Origin of the sequence: Pseudomonas siliginis (assembly GCF_019145195.1) — a bacterium.
Taxonomy (GTDB): domain Bacteria; phylum Pseudomonadota; class Gammaproteobacteria; order Pseudomonadales; family Pseudomonadaceae; genus Aquipseudomonas; species Aquipseudomonas siliginis.
The window spans coordinates 104,955-122,749 of sequence record NZ_JAHSTW010000006.1 but is presented as its reverse complement, the minus strand read 5'-3'; the positions used below and the strand labels follow the sequence as shown (position 1 = coordinate 122,749).

Here is a 17,795-nt window from a genome sequence, read left to right as displayed (position 1 = left end):
TAGAGCTCACTGGTTAAGAAGAACGCGAAATTTTATCACAAGCGCCGCCATTGGCCCGCGCCCATACCAAAACGCTGGCAAGCCCCAACGGCAGCCAGCTGATGAACCACTCGGCGCGCGGGGTGCCGGTGAGGCTGGCAGCGTCGAACTGCATCGCCAGTGTCGAGAACAGCCAGATACCGATAACACCGCGGGCATACAGCGTTTCCCGAACTTTCCACGCCTGGAAAATCACGCCGAACCAGACGGCAGACCATAACAGCAGTCCCGGCAGACCCAGCACGATCGCGACATGGGTGAACAGGTTGTGGGCGTGATCGAAGGTCATTCCAGACCAGAGCACCCGATAGTCCCCACCCAGACCCAGACCGCCCCAGGGGTGCTTGGCGATCATATCCAGAGAAGCCATCAGAATCTGCGGACGATACGAGACCCCGCGCGCCAGCACCAACGGCTCGAACAGCCACAGCGCCGCAATCGCCACCACCAGTGCCACGGCTGCGACGATTCGGCTGTGGCGGTCACGGCACCAGATCGGCATGGCCAGGATGGTCAGAAACAGCGCCAACGCCGCACCGCGGCTCTGACTCATCAGGACAAAAACAACCAGCACCGTCAACGCCAGCGCCCAGATCCCTTGCCGCATCAAATCACGCGGCGCCCACAGGGCCAGCCACACCGCCGCCAGGCCGATGACATAGCCGCCGAGGATCGGATGCGCCAGCTCACCCAGCCCCTCTACCCGGGCAGACCAGGCGTTACCTTCGATGACGTAAAACCTGACGATGGCCACCAGCGCAGTTACTGCCAATCCCAGCCCGCCCCACTGCATGAGACGAATCAATCGCTCGGGACGTCCGCTGGCGAACACCGGAAAAAACAGCAGGAACACCACGATATACAACAGACGCTTGGCCTCGCGCCCCGTTTCCGGTGCGTTTGTCCATGCCAGACTGATCAGCGACCAGACCAGCAATCCGAGGAACGGCAGGTAGATCCAGCGTTGCTCGTAAAGCACTTCCCTGACGCGGTGCCGCGCAGACCAGCCCAGCACTAGCGCCGGCAACCAGACGAGAGCCACCAGCCCCTGTTGGTAGACCTTGTTGGTGGGCGCTACGGCAATAGCCAGTAAAAACCACAAGAGCCCCATCGCCATCCATAGTTGCGCCCAGCGTGTTTCCTGCATCAATCTGCTCCTGACAAGGGTTCGCCCATGCGACGCGGCATGGTTAAAATCGAAACTTTTCGGCATCATTGCCCGCTACTACACCCCGCACTTTCGACAAGGCTTCCTACGATGCGATGCTCCCGGCTCTCACAAGCCGCTCTAGACCAAATGATCGACGCCGCCAAAGTTCTGGAAGCGGACAGCTATGGGCCGAAAGTCTACCTGCTGCAGGATGGGAAAATTCTCAAACTGTTTCGTCGCAAAAGGTTTTTTTCATCCGCCTTGTTTCGCCCCTACTCGAAGCGATTCATCGACAACGCCGTCGAGCTGCACAAACTCGGCGTACCGACGCTGCAGATCCTCCAGTTCTTTCGCCTTGAGAAACCAGGCATGACCGCCGTGCTGTATGAGCCTCTGCCAGGGCAAACGCTGCGCCAGATCGCCGCAAAACAAGGTTTCAACTGGACTCAGGCATTGCCGGATCTGGCCGAACTGATACGCAGCCTGCACCGCTCGGGCATCTATTTCCGCTCCCTGCATCTTGGCAACATCGTCGTCACACCAGACAACCGCATGGGCCTGATCGATGTTGCCGACATGCGCTTTACTCGCGGACCGCTGCCAAAGCGCTTGATCAAACGCAACCTGCAACATTTCGCCCGCTATATTGCGCGCGAAAAGCTGAACGACAGCTTTCCGATGCAGGCACTGGAGCGCGCGGTCTTGTCGTCATGAAAACAATGCGCGGGCAGCCTGGCTGAAGCTCGACCAGGCCTCGTCCGGAGCGAGCATCCTGTACTGCTCGGCATTGATCGCTTGAGATGAGGCACTGAAGGCGCGGTCGATGGCCTCGGCCCAGGCTTTCGTGTCATTGACCGGCGCATACCAGCCGGCGCTGCCCAGCTGTTCGCTGAACACCTCCAGATCGCTGCACAGCACCGGTACGCCGGCCATCACCGCCTCCTGCATCACCAGACCCAAGCCCTCTTCCAGCGAAGGGATGGCAACCCAGTCGAACGCACGATAAAGCTGCGCTGCTTCGTTCAGATGCCCGGTCAGCAAGACCTTGTCGTGCAAGCCAAGCGCGTCGATGCGCTGCTCCAGCGCCGCGCGCTTGGAGCCTTCGCCAACAATGACCAGGCGCAAGTCCGGACGGGTGTCGAGTGCTGCGGCAAAGGCATCAAGCAGGTAACCGAAACCTTTTTCCGAGACCAGCCGCCCTACCGCGCCCAATACCGGCGTATCGCCTTGCGGCAATCCCAACCGTGTCCGGGCTTGCTCGCGAGTGAGCAGGTCAGCGCGAAAAGCCTCAGGATCGAACGCACTTCGCAGCGCGGTGACAGGCATCTGCAGATCGCGGGCCAGTGAATCGGCGAGAGTGCTGGAAACGGCAATCAGTTTCAGCCGGGACGCAGGGATTGCCTGGAATAGAGCCTGGTCGCCGGCATTCAATCGCGCCGAACCGTGGAAAATAACTACCGCGCGGATATGCGGCAGCTTCTTGAGGACCGGCAATAACGTACGGGCAACGCCCATGCCGTCCAGCAGCAGCAATCGAGCGTCACTGTCCACGAGCGCCTGGCGAAACCTCGCCCGCATCACGGGTTTGGCAAAACGCCAGAAATGCCGGCCCTTCAGGCGCGCTGACGATAACTGCCACTCCCGGACCTCACCGACATCCACGCCGCACTCGGCTCCCTGCCCCTGGAGGAGCCAGGTTTTGACCACCGCCGACGGCGCAGCCTGAGAGAGTATTTGCTGGTGCACTTTGTGAATTGATGCGAACGGAGCGCCACCGGCCCACATGATATTGAGAATATTCATAGGGCAGAAAGCCGTTGCACGGATTTGCGGGGACAAGCTGCGGCGTACTCGAACTCAGTTGATGAACCAGCCAATGCAGACTCCCAGCAACAGAAACAAGGCAAATTTAATCTGCTCGCGGCGATTGCGGCGCGCTTTGCGTTCACGCTCGACATCCGTTTGCACATGCAAACCAAAACCGGTGTGCATAACCGCGTCTGCCTCGAGTATCAAGGCCTCCCTGTTCAGTTGCGAGTAGCGCTGTGACAAGGCCTTCTCGCCACCGTGTCCGGCGAAAGGCGCACACAACCGATAATCCTCGAGTCGGCGCAACCCCGGGTTCAGCGAGAACCCTTGCCACTCCGGCTTGTCGGAAATCAGCGGATAACAGGCGACGCCATCGACAATCTCGCGCGCGCCCAAGTGGATGTATGGGCTGTGAACCCGCAGATCGTGATTATAGCTGCGCAACCAGATCTGCAGAATTTCCGGCCGCGCTTGCAGAATGGTCATCGAGTCTTCGACGAACCCCGGACGATAAAACTCCCAATCATCTTCGCAATGAAAAATGTAGGGGGTGCTGACGTGTCCGTAGGCCAGGTCGATCGATGCCAACTGGCCCAGCTTCGGACGATTGACGAAGACCGTGCAATGCTCTTTCCAGTGGGCAGGCAGAATCCCGGCAACGCCTTCGTCGCCGGCATCTTCGGTGATGAACACTTCACGAATGGGTGCCGTGTTGTACCGGTCGAAGCTATCGAGAGTGGCCTTGAGCAGATCGAGTCGACCGCAGCTGGTAACCACCAATGTAATCTGGCTTTCTTTGGAAAATTGCACCGAAATCTCGTTAATCAGAAGTCGCCAGCAATATCACTGGCTATATGACACTTGTCAAATGCCCACTTTCAGGCGGATTTTTTCCAGCAGACTCAGCGGCGCCCGCTCACGCAGCGGTGGCTCAAGCTCTTCAACGATGCGCTGACCGATCCGCGCGAAGCTGAACTGCTCCACCGCCAGTTCGCGACCGTTGTCAGCGATGCGTTGCGCCAGTTGCGGATCCTCGCGCAGCGTGGCCAGTTTTTCCTGCAACTGCGCGATCGTCTGATAGAACACCACGTTGTGCATGTCCTGCAAACCCAGCGCCGCAGCTTCGGCGGCGCCTTGATCATAGGCCAGCAGGACGCAGCCGCAAGCCATGGCTTCGAAGTTCTTGATCATGAACTCGCCCATGCCCACGTCCGCGCTGACAAAAAAGCGGATACGGTTGAGCGTTTCCAGGTATTCAGCCCCGGACTTGGTCCGCGTCACCAGCAGCGGCTCGACCTGGCCCAATTCATCCAGCAGTGCCTTGCGACCGCTGTAGGCCACACTGTTGGTACTGCCGACGAAGGCAAGTTCGATATCCCGCTCGCGCCCCAGGTCCTGCAATTGCGTCTGATCGTAGCCCTTGGGCACAAACACGGCGTCGAAGCCCTCCGAGCGCAAGCGCTCGGCCACCACGAAACCGGAACTGATCACCCGTGCCCACGGCAAACGCCGATAGTGCGCACTGAACTTGCCGGTGTACTTGCAGGGGATGTAATTCTGATAGGCATCGTGCTCCAGAATCACCAGATTGGGGATGGTGCGGATAAACCCGACCTGCCGGATCTCCTGCTTGAAGCGCAGGAAAAACACGATGCGGTCATAGCGGGTAACATCGACTTCGCGGCGGAAATATCGCCGCAGATTGCGCTGCTCGTCACCGCTCAACCAGCGCAGATCGCACTCACAATGGGCGGCGACACCCTCGTACAAACGATCGAGAATGGCCCGTTGATCTTTCTGCACCAGAAATAGAACTTTCATTGTCTTCCTTGCCGCAACAGCAACCCGAGCAAACCTGAACATGCCCGCCCACAAGAAAGTCTTGCGCGGGCGCCTGTGTCGCTACAAACGCCAGAACAGTTCATGTCGCCGAACCGCCTTGCGGAAAAATTCGTTTTCGCCATAAGGCGAACCGGAGCGCCCAGCCAGCAATCGCTGCAAGCTGCGGCGCAAGCGGCGCTTGAACGGCGCGGGCGGCTGCAGGTCGTGCATCATGCCCAGGGCCATGGCCTTGTCACGCTGCTGTTGCAGAGACAATACCAGGCAAACCGGCTGCACCGGCACGCCAGCATCAAAGGCTGGCGGCAGCACCACGCCATCGCCACTATTGCCCATCGGCCACCGGTCGTTATCGTGCAGATGGTTGGCATAACCGAGCAGCGTCGGCTGCCAGTCCAGCCCCTCCAACACTTCAAGCACAGCCTGCTGCGCACAGATGTGGTCGGGGTGCGGGTCCAGCGTCGGATGCGGCAGCACGATGACGTCCGGACGCGCGCGCAGCATTGTTTCGCGCAGATCAGCCAGCAGATTGTTCCAGGTCGGCGCGCCATCGACGTCACTTGGCAGAACAAACCGATTGAATTGACGGAACAGACGGGTATCGCTCAAATCCGCTTCGCGCGAACCCACCGGTTGCTCCGGCTTGTCCCGCATCGCGGCCAGTTGCAGGCAGAAATAGCCCAACTGCACGCAGCGTTCCTGGGGGACACCGGCCCATTGCGGCACGGTGAGGCTGTCCCAGGCGCGCAAACGTCCCTTCAGCCGCGCGGCGTCGACCTTGCTCATGCCCATCTGTTGGTAATGTTCGGCCTCGATTTCACCAGCAGTCAGGGTAACGATCCAGGCTTCATCGGCCTGACTGTACAAGCCGAACGCCGCCAGCTCCGCATCGTCGGCGTGAGGAGCAATGACCATGACCCGCTGACGACGGTAATCGGCGTGTTCCAGCGCCCACAGTACCGGCTCGCCCGACACTCGACAGAAACGGCCGCGCAGACGCAATACTCCTTCGGACAACGCTTGCGCCTGACCGCTCAGGTTCAGATAGCGCAGGCCGCCGACACCGCGCTCAAAAGTCTGTACGTCAGGATTGGCGCCACCCGACAACTCGATGAAAGGATCAAGAAAACGTCCCAGCCAGGTGCTTTTGACCCGCACCGCCAGGATCAGCGTAGCGTCGTCGGCCAGCATCACACCTTCGTCCAGACGCAGTTGCTCGCCGTGCAGATGAATCTTCGGCTGCGGCGTATAGGGCGGGAAGGTGTATTGGTAATCGTCACCGGGCGCGTAGAACAGATGATCGGCAAACCACGCCTCATGGGCGATCCAGCCGCCAACCAGCAACACCGGGGCCAGCCACCAGGCGACCAGCACGCTCAGCGCCACGATGGCGAGCAGCGCGACCAGCACCGCCACGCGCTTGTTGCGTCGATGGCGCTTGAGCAATTGCTGTTTGCGGCTCATGGTCTGACTCATACGGTGAACACCGGCACAGGGTTGCACCAGCGGTCCTTGTACTCACGGTCAGCGCGCCCGAATGAAAAACGCAGCGGCTTGCCGAGTGCCCGTGCATGTTCCCAGGCGCTTTGCGTATTGAGAAAACTCAGCACGCTGCCAGGGCTGAACTCGCGAGTTTCGGGATCCACGCCGCCATTCACGTATTCGACACTGATCCATTCTGCCGCCTCAACGCGGTAGACCAATTGAATCGCAATCGGCGCATCGTTGAGGAAAATGACCGAGCCGATCAGCAACTCGCGCAGCAACTCGATGACCTCGGCCATGCGCGCCGCGCCGGTCGCCGGAAAGCCCCAGCGGCGCTGAAACAGATCGCAGTACATCGCGGCCAGCTCAACGCTGGAAAACTCGCTGACCGCTCGCACCACACCGCCCGCTTCTTCCAGCAGACGCAGCTCTCGACGCTGGTTATAGCGAAACTTTTTCGACAATTCTTCCGGCGTGCGGGCCATGGCCAGTTGCTCAGTCTGCAACTTCAGGCCACTGAAACGGCCTTCGTTGAGTGCCGACAGATAGCGCGCCCGATGCCGCAGCGGTGCCTGGGCATCGACGGCGGCTGGCAGGATCAGCTCGGCATTGCCGAGGTCGAACAGGCCTTTCTTGCCGTTGCGTTTGAGTACGTCCTTGGACAGAGCCAGGTCGCGCCCCCAGGTAGCAATAGCGGCTTTGACATCGCCCTGCTGCTGCCAGGCCAGATAACGCACCGGGATCCCGGCCAGGTCCGCCAGGCGCTCGATGACCAGCGGATGCGTCGCCACACTGCCGCCATAACGTTGCCAGGCAGTGGCGTAGGTCGAGGCGTCAACGGGCGACCAGCCACGTTCGCGCCAGCCTTGAAATCGGTTGAGCATCAGCCCCTCGTTGCCAGATCGGTAACTGGCGGCAGGCGCCAGAAGGTCTCGCGCACTGCACGGTCGGAGAAATGCTCATGCAGTCGCTCGAGCATCATCTGCGCACATTGACGACGCTGCTGCGCATCCATCGCGGCGAGATGTTGCAGCCCCTGAGCCAGATGCTCGGCATCGCCCAATGGAAACAGGATGCCCACACCCTCCACCACTTCCTTCGCCCCGCCGCACGCGGTGGCCAGCAACGGTAAGCCGGCGGCCATAGCCTCCAGCAAGACCATGCCGAACGGTTCATGATCGGAGCTCAAGGCGAACACATCGAAGGCGCGGAAATAATTGCGCGCATCGGGCACCTGACCGAGAAACAGCACTCGGTCGGCAATGCCCAGCTCACGGGCCAGCGCCTTGAGATCCTGCTCCAGGCGACCGCTGCCGAGAATGGCCAGCTGACTGTTGTCCGGCAGGCCTGGCAGCGCTTGGGCAAACCCGCGCAGCAACGTGGCCTGATCCTTGTCCGGGTGCAGGCGGCCGACGTTGCCGACAATCCAGGCATCCGGCGACAGCCCGAGGATCTGCCGCGCTTCTTCGGAAGGTACCTGACGGGCTTGCAGTGCAGGCACATCGATGCGGTTGTACAACGTCTGGATTCGGCTTGCCGGCCATTTCGGCAGGCAGCGTCGCATGTCGTCACGCACTGCATCCGACACGCCGAGAAGGCTCAGGCGCTGGCGGAAAATATGCGCGAACAACTTGCGCGTCCCACGCTGGTAATCGCCGAACGCGTGGTGCACACCAATGACCGGCAGCGATGTGCCGAGCAAGGCGATATAGATCGGCTTGAAGCGATGGGCGATGCAAAGACTGAAATTGCGTGAGGCGACGATCTTGCGCAGATCGCCGATAGCCCCCAGTTTCAGGCCCCGAATGGCCTTGGAGCTGTACTCCATGAACAACACTTCATCGGAAGCACACGCTGCGGCCACCTCGCTATCGGCGGCCCCGGTGAGAAACACCGTGGTCACCCGATAGCCGGTGCCGGCAAACAGGCTGGCGTACTGCCGCGCGCAGTCCAGGAACGGCCCGTCATAGCCGTGACAGAACTGCAGCACATGGCGTTCAGCCGAGCGAGTCATAAGCGTTGGCGCCCTCTTTGACCACCAGAATGTCTTCCATGATCAGGTACTGCAGATCCGAGCCGAAAAACATGTTCAGCGCGTCGGTCGGCGAGCAGATCATCGGTTCGCCGCGACGGTTGAGCGAAGTGTTCAGCGACACGCCGTTACCGGTGAGGTTTTCCAGTGCCTTCATCATGTCGTAGTAGCGCGGGTTGTATTCGCGCTTGAGCACCTGGGCACGGGAAGTACCGTCCTCATGGACGACTTCCGGCACGCGGGTTTTCCATTCTTCGGCGACTTCGAAGGTGAAGGTCATGAACGGCGCCGGGTGATCGATCTTGATCATCTGTGGAGCGACGGTGTCGAGCATCGACGGGCAGAAAGGCCTCCAGCGCTCGCGGAACTTGATCTGATGGTTGATGCGGTCGGCGACACCGGCCACGCTCGGGCAACCGATGATCGAACGGCCACCCAACGCGCGCGGGCCGAACTCCATACGGCCCTGGAACCAGGCGACCGGGTTGCCGTCGACCATGATTTGGGCGATCTGCTCCGGCATGTTGTCGAGCTTGCGCCAGGTCGGCTTGCTCTCGTGACGGGCGCAGGCGGCAATCACGTCCTCGTTGCTGTACGACGGGCCGAGGTAGACGTGTTCCATCTTCTCGACCGGTACGCCACGGGCGTGCGACACGTAAGCGGCAGCGCCGACTGCGGTGCCGGCATCGCCGGACGCAGGCTGTACGAACAGCTCTTTGATGTCGTCGCGAGCGATGATTTTCTGGTTCAGCTTGACGTTCAACGCACAGCCGCCGGCGAAAGCCAGTTTGCCGGTTTCCTTGAGCACGTCGCCCAGGTAGTAGTCGATCATCTGCAACGCGAGCTTCTCGAACAGCGCTTGCATGCTCGCGGCGTAGTGGATGTACGGCTCGTCGGCGATGTCGCCTTCGCGCTTCGGACCCAGCCACTCGATCAGCTTCGGCGAGAAGTAGAAACCCTTGCCCTTCTCTTTATAGCGACGCAGGCCGATCACGTTGGCGTAGTCGGTATTGATCACCAGCTCGCCATTTTCGAACGAGGCCAGACGCGAGAAATCGTACTTGCTGGCATCGCCGTATGGCGCCATGCCCATGACCTTGAATTCGCCGTCGAGCATCTCGAAACCGAGGAATTCAGTGATCGCACCGTACAAACCACCGAGGGAATCCGGGTCGAAGAATTCCTTGATCTTGTGGATCTTGCCGTTTTCGCCATAACCGAAAAAGGTCGTGGCGTATTCACCTTTACCGTCGATGCCGAGGATCGCGGTTTTCTCTTTGAAACCCGAGCAGTGATAGGCGCTGGAGGCGTGTGCCAGGTGATGCTCGACCGGCTCGATCTTGATTTTCTTCGGATCAAAGCCCAGTTGCTCGAGGCACCAGACGATCTTGTTGCGGTAGCGCTTGTAGCGACGGTTACCCATCAGGATCGCATCAAGAGCACGATCCGGGGCGTACCAGTAGCGCTTGGCGTAGTGCCAGCGGGCCTTGCCGAACAGGCTGATCGGAGCGAATGGAATCGCCACCACGTCTACGTCGGAGGGCTTGATGCCGGCTTGCTCGAGGCAGAATTTCGCCGATTCGTAGGGCATGCGGTTCTTTGCATGTTTATCGCGTACGAAGCGCTCTTCCTCAGCCGCCGCGACCAGCTTGCCGTCGATGTACAAGGCTGCGGAAGGATCATGGCTAAGGGCGCCGGACAGGCCAAGAATCGTCAATGCCACAGGGGTCTAGCCTCTTTAGTCTGCATGCAGGCGCGATGCGCCTTGAAAATTGATGTGCCCTCGCACAGGGCGAGCGGCAGCTAAAGGGCGGGATTATAGCGTAAACATGACGGGAATTACCTCGTACGAATTGCCACCTGCGCGATTGGTCCGATTCAACGAGTCCAACGACTCAATAGCCGTCTCTGCGCCAGTAAATACTCAGATTTGAATCGGTAATCTGCCGATAGACCGTGTAAGGCAACGAAAGCGTATCGAACACGGCGGACAGCGGCAGATCAAGCAACACAAAGGGCGCCAGCATGCCCGTAGGATCAGGGGGCGCATTCAGCGTGCAAAAATCGAAGGCCAGACCACTGTAGATGCGCGGAATCGATTGGCAGTAGGTCTTCTTTTTGCGCAGGTCACGGGCAGCATCGGCGTCGCCCTGTAAAACGGTCGAGACACTGCCACAGCCTGAGAGCACCACAGAAATTACGCCCAGCATCAGAATTTTTTTCATGCTCAAGATTCGCCCTCCGAGATCGTCAGGCAAATTAGCATCGAGCCCGCGCAGGGCACAGTTCATGGCTTCTGGAGAAGTTGTAGGACAGATCGCTGTATTTTGTCCGTTACTGCCCACAGACTCCATTTCGCAGTGGACCCGGTCCATTGCAAGAACGAGCTTGCTCGTGAGAAGAACTCACCCTGCGGTGGAGACTTCTTTCGGCAACCGCTGATCAATGACTCGGTACAACGCGCTGCTTTCAGGCCAGTTGCGCATGAACCGCGCGCGATCGCGGGCGTAGGCCGGGGCGAAGCTGGCGACCGATGCGTGCTGACGCATCGAGTCGAGGTCGATCAGCGCCCAGCGATCCGTCTGCCAGAACAAGTTGTGGCCCTTGAAGTCGCCATGACTGATGCGCTCGGCGATCAATCGGGCAAACAGTTGATCAAGCGCCAGCAACTCGGCTTCCGGCGCCTGGCCATTTTCCACGTACGGCGCAAAGCGCTCGATGATGTCCGGCCCGGGCAGGTATTCGGTGACCAGATAGGCACTGCGGCGCAGCCACAAAAAACGCTTTTCCAGTACCGCCAGCGGTTTCGGCGTGGCAATGCCAAGGAACGCCAGGCGATTGCCTTCACGCCACGAATGCCAGGCCCGGCTCGGGCGCCAGAAGCGCTTGAGCCAATGGGCGAAATTCTTGATGTTGTAGCGCTTGATAACCAGAGCTCGCCCGGCCACCTCGACTCTGCCGACGCTGGCCGCGCCGCCGGTTTTGTACAGATGCCCCTGATCAAGCAAGGCGTCGGCCTGATCAAGCACCGGCAGCATGGCCGCTGCTTCTTCACGGCGAACGGCGCGCAGGGCAAATGCGCCGCGCTCCACGGCGAACAACGTGCAGTCGCGGCCAACCTTGATCAGGTAATCCCTGAGTCGCCAGTTGCGCACCTTGTCGATCTGTTTTTGCAACGCCTCCAGCGGCAACGCATGCTCGCTGTTGCTCAGCAGGTAATACACCAGCAGTTCTTCGGTGAACGGCTCAAGCGACTTCGGTAGCTGGGCGAAAAACACCCCGAGGTTTTCCAGCACTTTTTGTCGGGACAATGGCTGCCCCGGCGCTTCCGCACGAACTCCGGCGCCATCGATAAGATACAACTGACCGCCGTGACGCAGCAGATTGTCCAGGTGCAGATCTTCCTGCCAGAGTCCTTTGCCATGCATCCGACCGATCGCATCCAGCGCTTCGGCCAGAACGGCGGTTTGCTCGTCGGCCAGCGCCGGCAGAGACTCGACCTTGGCCCAGGCATCACCGAGGCTCTCGGCGCCTTCGAGGAATTCGAAGAGCAGCCAGCCACCCTCACCGTCTTTCAGTCCATCGGCCAACAGCAGCGGCGTGGTCAGGCCTTGTGCCGCGAGCAGGCGCACACCGTCCAGCTCACGCTGAAAATGCCGGGCGGCCTTGCTGCCTACCAGCAATTTGGCCAATACCGGCCGACCGCGCCAGACGCCGGCGCCAACATAGCGCTGCCCGGGCAATACCCGCAGCAGGCTCAGCAACTGCAAATCCGCAACACCGGCGGCGTCCGCCAGGGTAACGGTCAGCGGCAGTGAGGGGGTACGCCCGGAGCGGGCCAGCTCGGACAATTGCATCAGCGGGTCTCCTTGTGGCTGCGCCGCGCTGTCAGTCGGCTCAGCCAGCTGTCGAGCAGCGAGCTGTCAGTCGGCTGATCGAGATAAGCCGCGAGCAACTGGCGCAAGTCTGCCTCGCTCCATTGCGGCGCTCGGCGTTGCAACGGTTCCAGATCCTTGACCCGATCACGCATGCCGAACAGTAGAGGCCGGGTTTTCTCCAGATCGATCAGCTGCGCCTCATAGCCGTCGCCGGTTGCGCGCAGGAAAATATGTTTGGGATAGAAACAGCCATGCACCTGACGCGCGCCGTGCAGCCGCCGCGCCAACAGCCCGCAAGCCTTGAGAATGGCCGAATGCTGCGCGGCACTGAGCTGCGCCCAGCGCGTCAGCAACGAATCCAGGTCGCTCCAGCCATCCAGGGCGCGCGTAAGCAGAATGGCGCGTACTTCCCCAGCGACCTTGCGCTCACCGAAAAACGCCGCCTGCAACGCCGGAATGCCCAACTTGCGGTAACGGCTGATGTTGCGAAATTCGCGGGCAAAGCTTGGCTCGCCAAACGGCGCCTGCAAGGTGCGGGTCAGATAATTGCTCTGGCGCTTGAGGTAATAGCCCTGACCTTCAAGATCGAGACGGAACACGCTGCTCCAGCCGCCACCGGCAGTGTTGGGCTCGTCCACAGCTTCAAGCTGTTTGGCCCACAGTGCGTCGAAATTGCCGAGACCGTGGCGCTCCAGCAGTGCGCGGTCCTGTTCGGCAAGAAAATCAGTCATTCGCGCCCCTCAAAAAATCTCACCACGTGGCGAATCCGTTTCTTGTCGGCGACATCGAGCCGATCACACTGGCGATACTGCTTGTAGAAGCGCAGGCGCTGGGTGTTGGACAGGTGATATTTGGCCAGTTTGTCGAGACAGGCGAGGTCCTTGGTGATCCGGTACTTGAGCCAGAAGCCGCGCCAGAATTCGCCGTTGGGGCAGTCGATGAGGAAGATGCGCGCCTGATCGTCGATCAGCAGGTTGCGCCATTTCAAATCGTTATGCGTAAACCGATGGTCGTGCATGGTCCGGGTGTAACCGGCCAATTGCTGGCTGACACCGTCGACCCAGGCGCGATCCTTGAGCCTGGGATCCTTGCGCTCGGCCAGTGCCGAAAGGTCTTCGGTATTGGGCAGTTCACGGGTGATCATCGCGCCCCGATCGTAGGCCGCGCCCCGCCGCTCCAGCCCCCAGGCCACCACCTCGGCCGTGGGGATGCCCCACTTGGCGAAGCGCTTGAGGTTCTGCCATTCCATTTTTACGCGCGGCTTGCCGAGGTAACGGCGCAGGCCCTTACCGGCGCCGACGTAGCGTTTGACGTAATAATTGACGCCGTCGCGCTGTACCCGGACCACTTCCGACAGCGGATCGCGGGTCAGGCGTTCGCCCTGCAAGGCAAATACGGCTTCGAGGCTGCCGAAATCTTCGGCGAGTTCGCCGTACTGCGGCTCAAGTGTCCAGCCCGCCATCAGAGCGCATCCCCGTAACGCTGTTTGCGCGCGTAGAGCTTGTCGGCCTTGCCTTGCAGCCAGCTCAGCAATGGCGCTTCTTCCGCCAGAATCTGACGCAGCGGTTGCTGGAAATAGCCTTTGAGAAAACGCAGTTTGTCGCGGCGCGTCAGGCCGATGTCCAGCGCCGAGAAGTACAGCGCCGCCAGATCCTTGTTGCGCCAGCGCTGGGTGATCGCCGGGCGGGTCTGGGCTCGGTGCAGATCAATCACCGACAGTTTGAAATCCTGCGGTGTGACCGGTTTGTCGGTGTGCAGCAGAAAATGGCAGATATAGCAGTCGCGGTGATTGACCCCGGCGCGGTGCATCATCCCGGTCATCCGCGCGACTTCGGCAATCAATGCGCGCTTGAGTGTTGGCTCCGGCGGCTGCTTGACCCAGTCAATGCTGAAGTCTTCGAGGCTGATGGTCGGCGCCAGCTCTTCGGTGACGATGAACGAATGCTGATCCGCCGGATTGCTGCCCTTCTCGCCGTAGGCGACGGCGGTCATGGTCGGCACGCCGGCTTCCTGCAGACGCTGAATGGCTTTCCACTCCTGACCCGCGCCGAGCACCGGCAGCTTGGCGGTGAGCAGGTTCTTGAAGATCTCGCCCCAGCCGATGCCACGGTGAATTTTCACAAAAAACCCGTTGCCGTCGACTTCCGTGCGCAATGTCCGGCGCGCTTCCAGCTCGCGGTACACCTCGCCCTGCAAGCCCTCGACTTCAGCGAACGGGTCGCGTCCGGCCCAGAGGCTTTTGAACGGTTCAGCCAGCATCAACTTCATTAAGCGTGCTCCGCCAGAATCACATCCGCCGCGTGCTGCGGCATGCTGTAGAGGTCGGCCGTCTCGGCGAAGGCCAGACCGTTACGGCTCCAGGCCGCCCGTGCAGCGTCGTCGCTCAACATCTCGGTCAGGTATCGGGTCAGTTGCGCCTGCTCGAACGGCTCGTCCAGCACTCGCCCGGCATCGGCTTCGGCGATGTAATGGGCGTAACCGCAGACCGCACTGACCAGCACCGGCAACCCGGCCACCAGCGCTTCAAGCAGCACGGTGCCGGTGTTTTCGTTGTAGGCCGGGTGGATCAACAGATCAGCGCCGAGCAGGAAGCGCGGGATATCGCTGCGCCCTTTAAGGAAGGTCACATTGTCGCCCAGGCCCAGCGTCGCACTCTGCATCTGGAACAATTTGGGGTCATCCTGGCCGATTACAAACAGCCGGGTGCGTTTTCTCAACTCGGGCGGCAGGGCGGCCAGCGCCTTGAGGCTGCGATCGACACCCTTGGTCTTGAAGCCGGAGCCGATCTGCACCAGCAGCAACTCGTCGTCCTTGAGATTGAATTCAGCGCGGAAACCGGCGCGAATCTCATCGGCATTCGCCGGCCGCCGACGATCCTGGGCAATGCCCGGCGGCAGCAGGTGGAAGCGCTCGAGCGGCGTGTCGTAATACTTGATGAACAGCGGCTGCTGCACTTCGGAAATCATCAGCACTTCGGTCTTCGCGTCCTTGGCGAACACGGCGCGCTCATAATCGGCGAAGTGGCGATAGCGGCCCCAACGGCGGTACAGCGAGTTGCGCAGGTTCTGCGCCTTGTCTTCGAAGCAGCCGTCGGCGGCGTAGTAGACGTCCAGGCCCGGCATCTTGTTGAAGCCGATCAAGCGATCGACCGGACGCTTGGCCAGATCCGCTGCCATCCACGCGCTGAGCTTTTCGTTGCGACGGTGGTTGAAGAACGCTTTGACCGGCGCCACCAGCACCTCGAAACCCGGGGGCACGTCGCCTTCCCAGATCAGCGTGTAGACGCGAATCTGATGGCCGCGTTTCTGGCATTCGAGGGCGATGCGCATGAAGTCGCGCTGCAAGCCACCGAAGGGGAAATATTTGTACAGGACAAATGCCAATTGCATCAGCGCAGCTCCTCAGCCATTAACAACGTGCTCAGTCGGCTGGCGACACGCTCGGGGTTCACACGCGTGAAGCACAAAGGCTGCTCGCGTTTCAGGTCAAACTGACGGGCATCCTGCGCGGTCGGTTGATAGGTACATTTTTTCTGCATGCAGGGCGCGCACGGGAAGTCGCTGGCCAGATGAATCTGCAGCTTGCCGTAAGCGCCGGTCAGGCCCGGGTTGGTCGGGCCGAACAACGAGATGGTCGGCACATCCAGCGCAGCGGCCAGATGGCCGAGCCCGGTGTCCACCGCCACGCAAGCCTGCGCGCCGGCGAGCACTTTGCCAACGCCAGCCAGATTGAGTTTCGGCAGCACCTCAGCGTGCTTGAAGCCGGCGGCGATGCGTTCGGCGCGGGCCTTTTCCTGTGGGTTGCCCCACGGCAGCTTCACGCCAACGCCGAGGTAGCCGACCCGCTCGGTCAGCTCGCGCCAGTAGAGTTCCGGCCAGTGCTTGGTGTCCCAAGTGGTGCCGTGGAGGAACACCACGTAAGCGTTCTTGCGTGGCAACTCGACCAGTCGCTCGACGTTGAGGCCGTAATCGCCGAGGCCTTTGGGCAAGTCGTAACCCAGAGCGATGGCGAATAACTGGCGTACGCGCTCGACGGCGTGCTGGCCTCGCGCGACAGCGAGTTTGCGATTGTAGAAGCGCGCAGCCACCGGCTCGCGCGCGGAGGTTTTATCGAGGCCGGCGACCGGGGCTTTGACGTAGCGGGTCAGCCAGGCACTTTTCAGCAGGCCTTGAGCGTCGATCACCAGATCGTATTTATTGGCGCGCACGCTTTGCTTGAAGCGTTTCCACTCGCCGCTGGTGATGGTTTTCCACAAATTCTTGCGCCAGCGGCGGATCGCCACCGGAATCACTTTATCGACCGCCGGGTGCCAGCTCGGAATCTCGGCGAAGCCCTCTTCCACCACCCAGTCGAACTTGATTCCGGGAATGGCCCGGGCGGCGTCGGTCAGCGCTGGCAACGCGTGAATCACGTCGCCCAGCGATGAAGTCTTGATCAGCAATACCCGCAAGTTAATGAACCTCGACCACGGAGCCCTGCAACTTCTGCAAGGCATCGTTGACCGCGTCCGGCATCAGCTGGCGCAGGCAGTTGTAATGGCCGAACCGGCAAGTTCGATCGAAGCACGGGCTGCATTCGATGCCCAGGCGCACGATCTCGACCTGCTCGGCCAGCGGCGGGGTGAAGCCCGGCGAGGTCGAGCCGTACACCGCGACCAGCGGACGATTCAATGCCGCAGCGACGTGCATCAGGCCGGAGTCATTGGACACAACGGAATCGGCGCATGAGAGCAGGTCAATGGCCTCGGCCAGCGAGGTGCCGCCGCTGAGGTTGACCGATTCTTCACGCAGGCCCGGGATCAGCCGGGCGCGAATGTCTTCGCCGACCGCGTGATCGTTTTTCGAGCCGAACAGCCACACCTGCCAGCCTTCGCGGATGCGCGCTTCGGCGACCTTGGCGTAATGCTCGGACGGCCAGCGCTTGGATTCGCCGAACTCGGCCCCGGGGCACAGGGCCAGGACCGGGCGATCAAGGCTCAGGCCGAATTTGGCCAGTGCCGCTTCGCGGGTCACCGGGTCGATTTGCAGACTCGGGCGCGGGTACGGCTTCGGCAGCTCGGCGTTCGCTTCATAGGCCAGCGCCATGAAACGCTCGATCATCAGCGGGTAGCGTTGCTTGTCGAGAGTGCGCACGTCGTTGAGCAGGCCATAGCGGAACTCGCCGCGCCAGCCAGTGCGTTTCGGGATGCCGGCAAAAAACGGCACCAGTGCCGATTTCAGCGAGTTGGGCAGCAGGATCGCCTGATCGTACTGACCGCGCAGGGATTTGCCGATGCGCCGGCGCGTCGCCAGTTCCAGCGCGCCGTGGCCGAGCGGGAAGCTCAAGGCCTTGCGCACTTCGGGCATGCGCTCAAGGATCGGCCGGCTCCATTCGGGCGCCAGCACGTCGATTGCGCATTGCGGGTGGCGCTGTTTGAGACACTGAAACAGTGTCTGCGCCATCACCATGTCACCGACCCAACTGGGCCCAACGATCAGAATATTCATGTGGTTTCCAAAAACGAACCGGGGAGGCATTTACGCCTCCCCGCCTCGATAATTCTACAAACACTGTAGATCTACTG

The 17,795-nt window shown here is 60.9% G+C and carries 17 protein-coding genes; 1 reads left to right on the top strand and 16 read right to left on the bottom strand.

The annotated features are described in order from the left end of the window. Positions 1-13: 13 nt before the first annotated feature. Complete coding sequence (locus KVG87_RS13650; protein WP_217851142.1) at positions 14-1,186, bottom strand: O-antigen ligase family protein; 1,173 nt, start codon at positions 1,184-1,186, stop codon at positions 14-16. Positions 1,187-1,336: 150 nt separating this feature from the next. Here KVG87_RS13650 and KVG87_RS13645 point away from each other — a divergent pair, with 150 nt between their 5' ends. Further along, the gene (locus KVG87_RS13645; RefSeq protein ID WP_224787295.1) at positions 1,337-1,903 is read left to right on the top strand and encodes a lipopolysaccharide kinase InaA family protein; all 567 of its coding nucleotides are present in this window, start codon (positions 1,337-1,339) and stop codon (positions 1,901-1,903) included. Here the strand turns inward: KVG87_RS13645 and KVG87_RS13640 are convergent. The 15 genes from KVG87_RS13640 to waaF all read right to left on the bottom strand — a co-directional run bounded on the left by KVG87_RS13640 (position 1,898) and on the right by waaF (position 17,718). Continuing rightward, positions 1,898-2,992, bottom strand: a complete 1,095-nt coding sequence (locus KVG87_RS13640; protein WP_217851140.1) for a glycosyltransferase family 4 protein — start codon at positions 2,990-2,992, stop codon at positions 1,898-1,900. The genes KVG87_RS13645 and KVG87_RS13640 overlap by 6 nt on opposite strands. A gap of 54 nt (positions 2,993-3,046) precedes the next feature. Continuing rightward, positions 3,047-3,808 (bottom strand): hypothetical protein, encoded by a 762-nt coding sequence (locus tag KVG87_RS13635; protein ID WP_056787489.1) that lies wholly within the window; start codon positions 3,806-3,808, stop codon positions 3,047-3,049. Positions 3,809-3,862: 54 nt separating this feature from the next. Beyond that, positions 3,863-4,819: a glycosyltransferase gene (locus KVG87_RS13630; RefSeq protein ID WP_217851138.1), complete on the bottom strand. Its 957-nt coding sequence runs from the start codon at positions 4,817-4,819 to the stop codon at positions 3,863-3,865. Positions 4,820-4,900: 81 nt separating this feature from the next. Further along, positions 4,901-6,301 (bottom strand): PIG-L deacetylase family protein, encoded by a 1,401-nt coding sequence (locus tag KVG87_RS13625; protein ID WP_217851322.1) that lies wholly within the window; start codon positions 6,299-6,301, stop codon positions 4,901-4,903. Between the two features lie 8 nt (positions 6,302-6,309). Then, positions 6,310-7,206 (bottom strand): antimicrobial resistance protein Mig-14, encoded by an 897-nt coding sequence (locus KVG87_RS13620; RefSeq protein ID WP_217851136.1) that lies wholly within the window; start codon positions 7,204-7,206, stop codon positions 6,310-6,312. Then, on the bottom strand, positions 7,206-8,336 hold the full coding sequence (locus KVG87_RS13615; RefSeq protein ID WP_217851133.1) for a glycosyltransferase: 1,131 nt from the start codon (positions 8,334-8,336) through the stop codon (positions 7,206-7,208). Before KVG87_RS13615 ends, KVG87_RS13620 begins: the two co-directional genes overlap by 1 nt. Then, positions 8,320-10,077: a carbamoyltransferase family protein gene (locus tag KVG87_RS13610; protein WP_217851131.1), complete on the bottom strand. Its 1,758-nt coding sequence runs from the start codon at positions 10,075-10,077 to the stop codon at positions 8,320-8,322. Before KVG87_RS13610 ends, KVG87_RS13615 begins: the two co-directional genes overlap by 17 nt. A gap of 172 nt (positions 10,078-10,249) precedes the next feature. After that, the gene (locus tag KVG87_RS13605) at positions 10,250-10,579 is read right to left on the bottom strand and encodes a YceK/YidQ family lipoprotein (protein WP_435896495.1); all 330 of its coding nucleotides are present in this window, start codon (positions 10,577-10,579) and stop codon (positions 10,250-10,252) included. Between the two features lie 180 nt (positions 10,580-10,759). Continuing rightward, complete coding sequence (locus KVG87_RS13600; protein WP_217851129.1) at positions 10,760-12,211, bottom strand: lipopolysaccharide kinase InaA family protein; 1,452 nt, start codon at positions 12,209-12,211, stop codon at positions 10,760-10,762. Next, positions 12,211-12,963 carry a lipopolysaccharide kinase InaA family protein gene (locus tag KVG87_RS13595; protein ID WP_150741687.1) on the bottom strand — a complete coding sequence of 251 codons (753 nt, stop codon included), beginning with the start codon at positions 12,961-12,963 and terminating at the stop codon, positions 12,211-12,213. Before KVG87_RS13595 ends, KVG87_RS13600 begins: the two co-directional genes overlap by 1 nt. Further along, complete coding sequence (locus KVG87_RS13590; RefSeq protein ID WP_041477623.1) at positions 12,960-13,694, bottom strand: lipopolysaccharide kinase InaA family protein; 735 nt, start codon at positions 13,692-13,694, stop codon at positions 12,960-12,962. The genes KVG87_RS13595 and KVG87_RS13590 overlap by 4 nt, the downstream gene beginning before the upstream one ends. Further along, positions 13,694-14,500 carry a lipopolysaccharide core heptose(I) kinase RfaP gene (rfaP, locus tag KVG87_RS13585; protein WP_217851128.1) on the bottom strand — a complete coding sequence of 269 codons (807 nt, stop codon included), beginning with the start codon at positions 14,498-14,500 and terminating at the stop codon, positions 13,694-13,696. Before rfaP ends, KVG87_RS13590 begins: the two co-directional genes overlap by 1 nt. Beyond that, positions 14,500-15,621, bottom strand: a complete 1,122-nt coding sequence (locus KVG87_RS13580) for a glycosyltransferase family 4 protein (protein WP_217851127.1) — start codon at positions 15,619-15,621, stop codon at positions 14,500-14,502. The genes rfaP and KVG87_RS13580 overlap by 1 nt, the downstream gene beginning before the upstream one ends. Beyond that, on the bottom strand, positions 15,621-16,682 hold the full coding sequence (gene rfaC / locus KVG87_RS13575) for a lipopolysaccharide heptosyltransferase RfaC (protein WP_217851126.1): 1,062 nt from the start codon (positions 16,680-16,682) through the stop codon (positions 15,621-15,623). The genes KVG87_RS13580 and rfaC overlap by 1 nt, the downstream gene beginning before the upstream one ends. Before the next feature lies 1 nt (position 16,683). Then, positions 16,684-17,718: a lipopolysaccharide heptosyltransferase II gene (gene waaF, locus KVG87_RS13570; RefSeq protein ID WP_122601451.1), complete on the bottom strand. Its 1,035-nt coding sequence runs from the start codon at positions 17,716-17,718 to the stop codon at positions 16,684-16,686. Positions 17,719-17,795: the final 77 nt, after the last annotated feature.

Coding starts and splice junctions, on each gene's coding strand:
- KVG87_RS13650 (WP_217851142.1), bottom strand. CDS start 1,186: ATGCAGGAAACACGCTGGGCGCAACTATGGATGGCGATGGGGCTCTTG.
- KVG87_RS13645 (WP_224787295.1), top strand. CDS start 1,337: ATGATCGACGCCGCCAAAGTTCTGGAAGCGGACAGCTATGGGCCGAAA.
- KVG87_RS13640 (WP_217851140.1), bottom strand. CDS start 2,992: ATGAATATTCTCAATATCATGTGGGCCGGTGGCGCTCCGTTCGCATCA.
- KVG87_RS13630 (WP_217851138.1), bottom strand. CDS start 4,819: ATGAAAGTTCTATTTCTGGTGCAGAAAGATCAACGGGCCATTCTCGAT.
- KVG87_RS13625 (WP_217851322.1), bottom strand. CDS start 6,301: ATGAGCCGCAAACAGCAATTGCTCAAGCGCCATCGACGCAACAAGCGC.
- KVG87_RS13620 (WP_217851136.1), bottom strand. CDS start 7,206: ATGCTCAACCGATTTCAAGGCTGGCGCGAACGTGGCTGGTCGCCCGTT.
- KVG87_RS13615 (WP_217851133.1), bottom strand. CDS start 8,336: ATGACTCGCTCGGCTGAACGCCATGTGCTGCAGTTCTGTCACGGCTAT.
- KVG87_RS13605 (WP_435896495.1), bottom strand. CDS start 10,579: ATGAAAAAAATTCTGATGCTGGGCGTAATTTCTGTGGTGCTCTCAGGC.
- KVG87_RS13600 (WP_217851129.1), bottom strand. CDS start 12,211: ATGCAATTGTCCGAGCTGGCCCGCTCCGGGCGTACCCCCTCACTGCCG.
- KVG87_RS13595 (WP_150741687.1), bottom strand. CDS start 12,963: ATGACTGATTTTCTTGCCGAACAGGACCGCGCACTGCTGGAGCGCCAC.
- KVG87_RS13590 (WP_041477623.1), bottom strand. CDS start 13,694: ATGGCGGGCTGGACACTTGAGCCGCAGTACGGCGAACTCGCCGAAGAT.
- rfaP (WP_217851128.1), bottom strand. CDS start 14,500: ATGAAGTTGATGCTGGCTGAACCGTTCAAAAGCCTCTGGGCCGGACGC.
- KVG87_RS13580 (WP_217851127.1), bottom strand. CDS start 15,621: ATGCAATTGGCATTTGTCCTGTACAAATATTTCCCCTTCGGTGGCTTG.
- waaF (WP_122601451.1), bottom strand. CDS start 17,718: ATGAATATTCTGATCGTTGGGCCCAGTTGGGTCGGTGACATGGTGATG.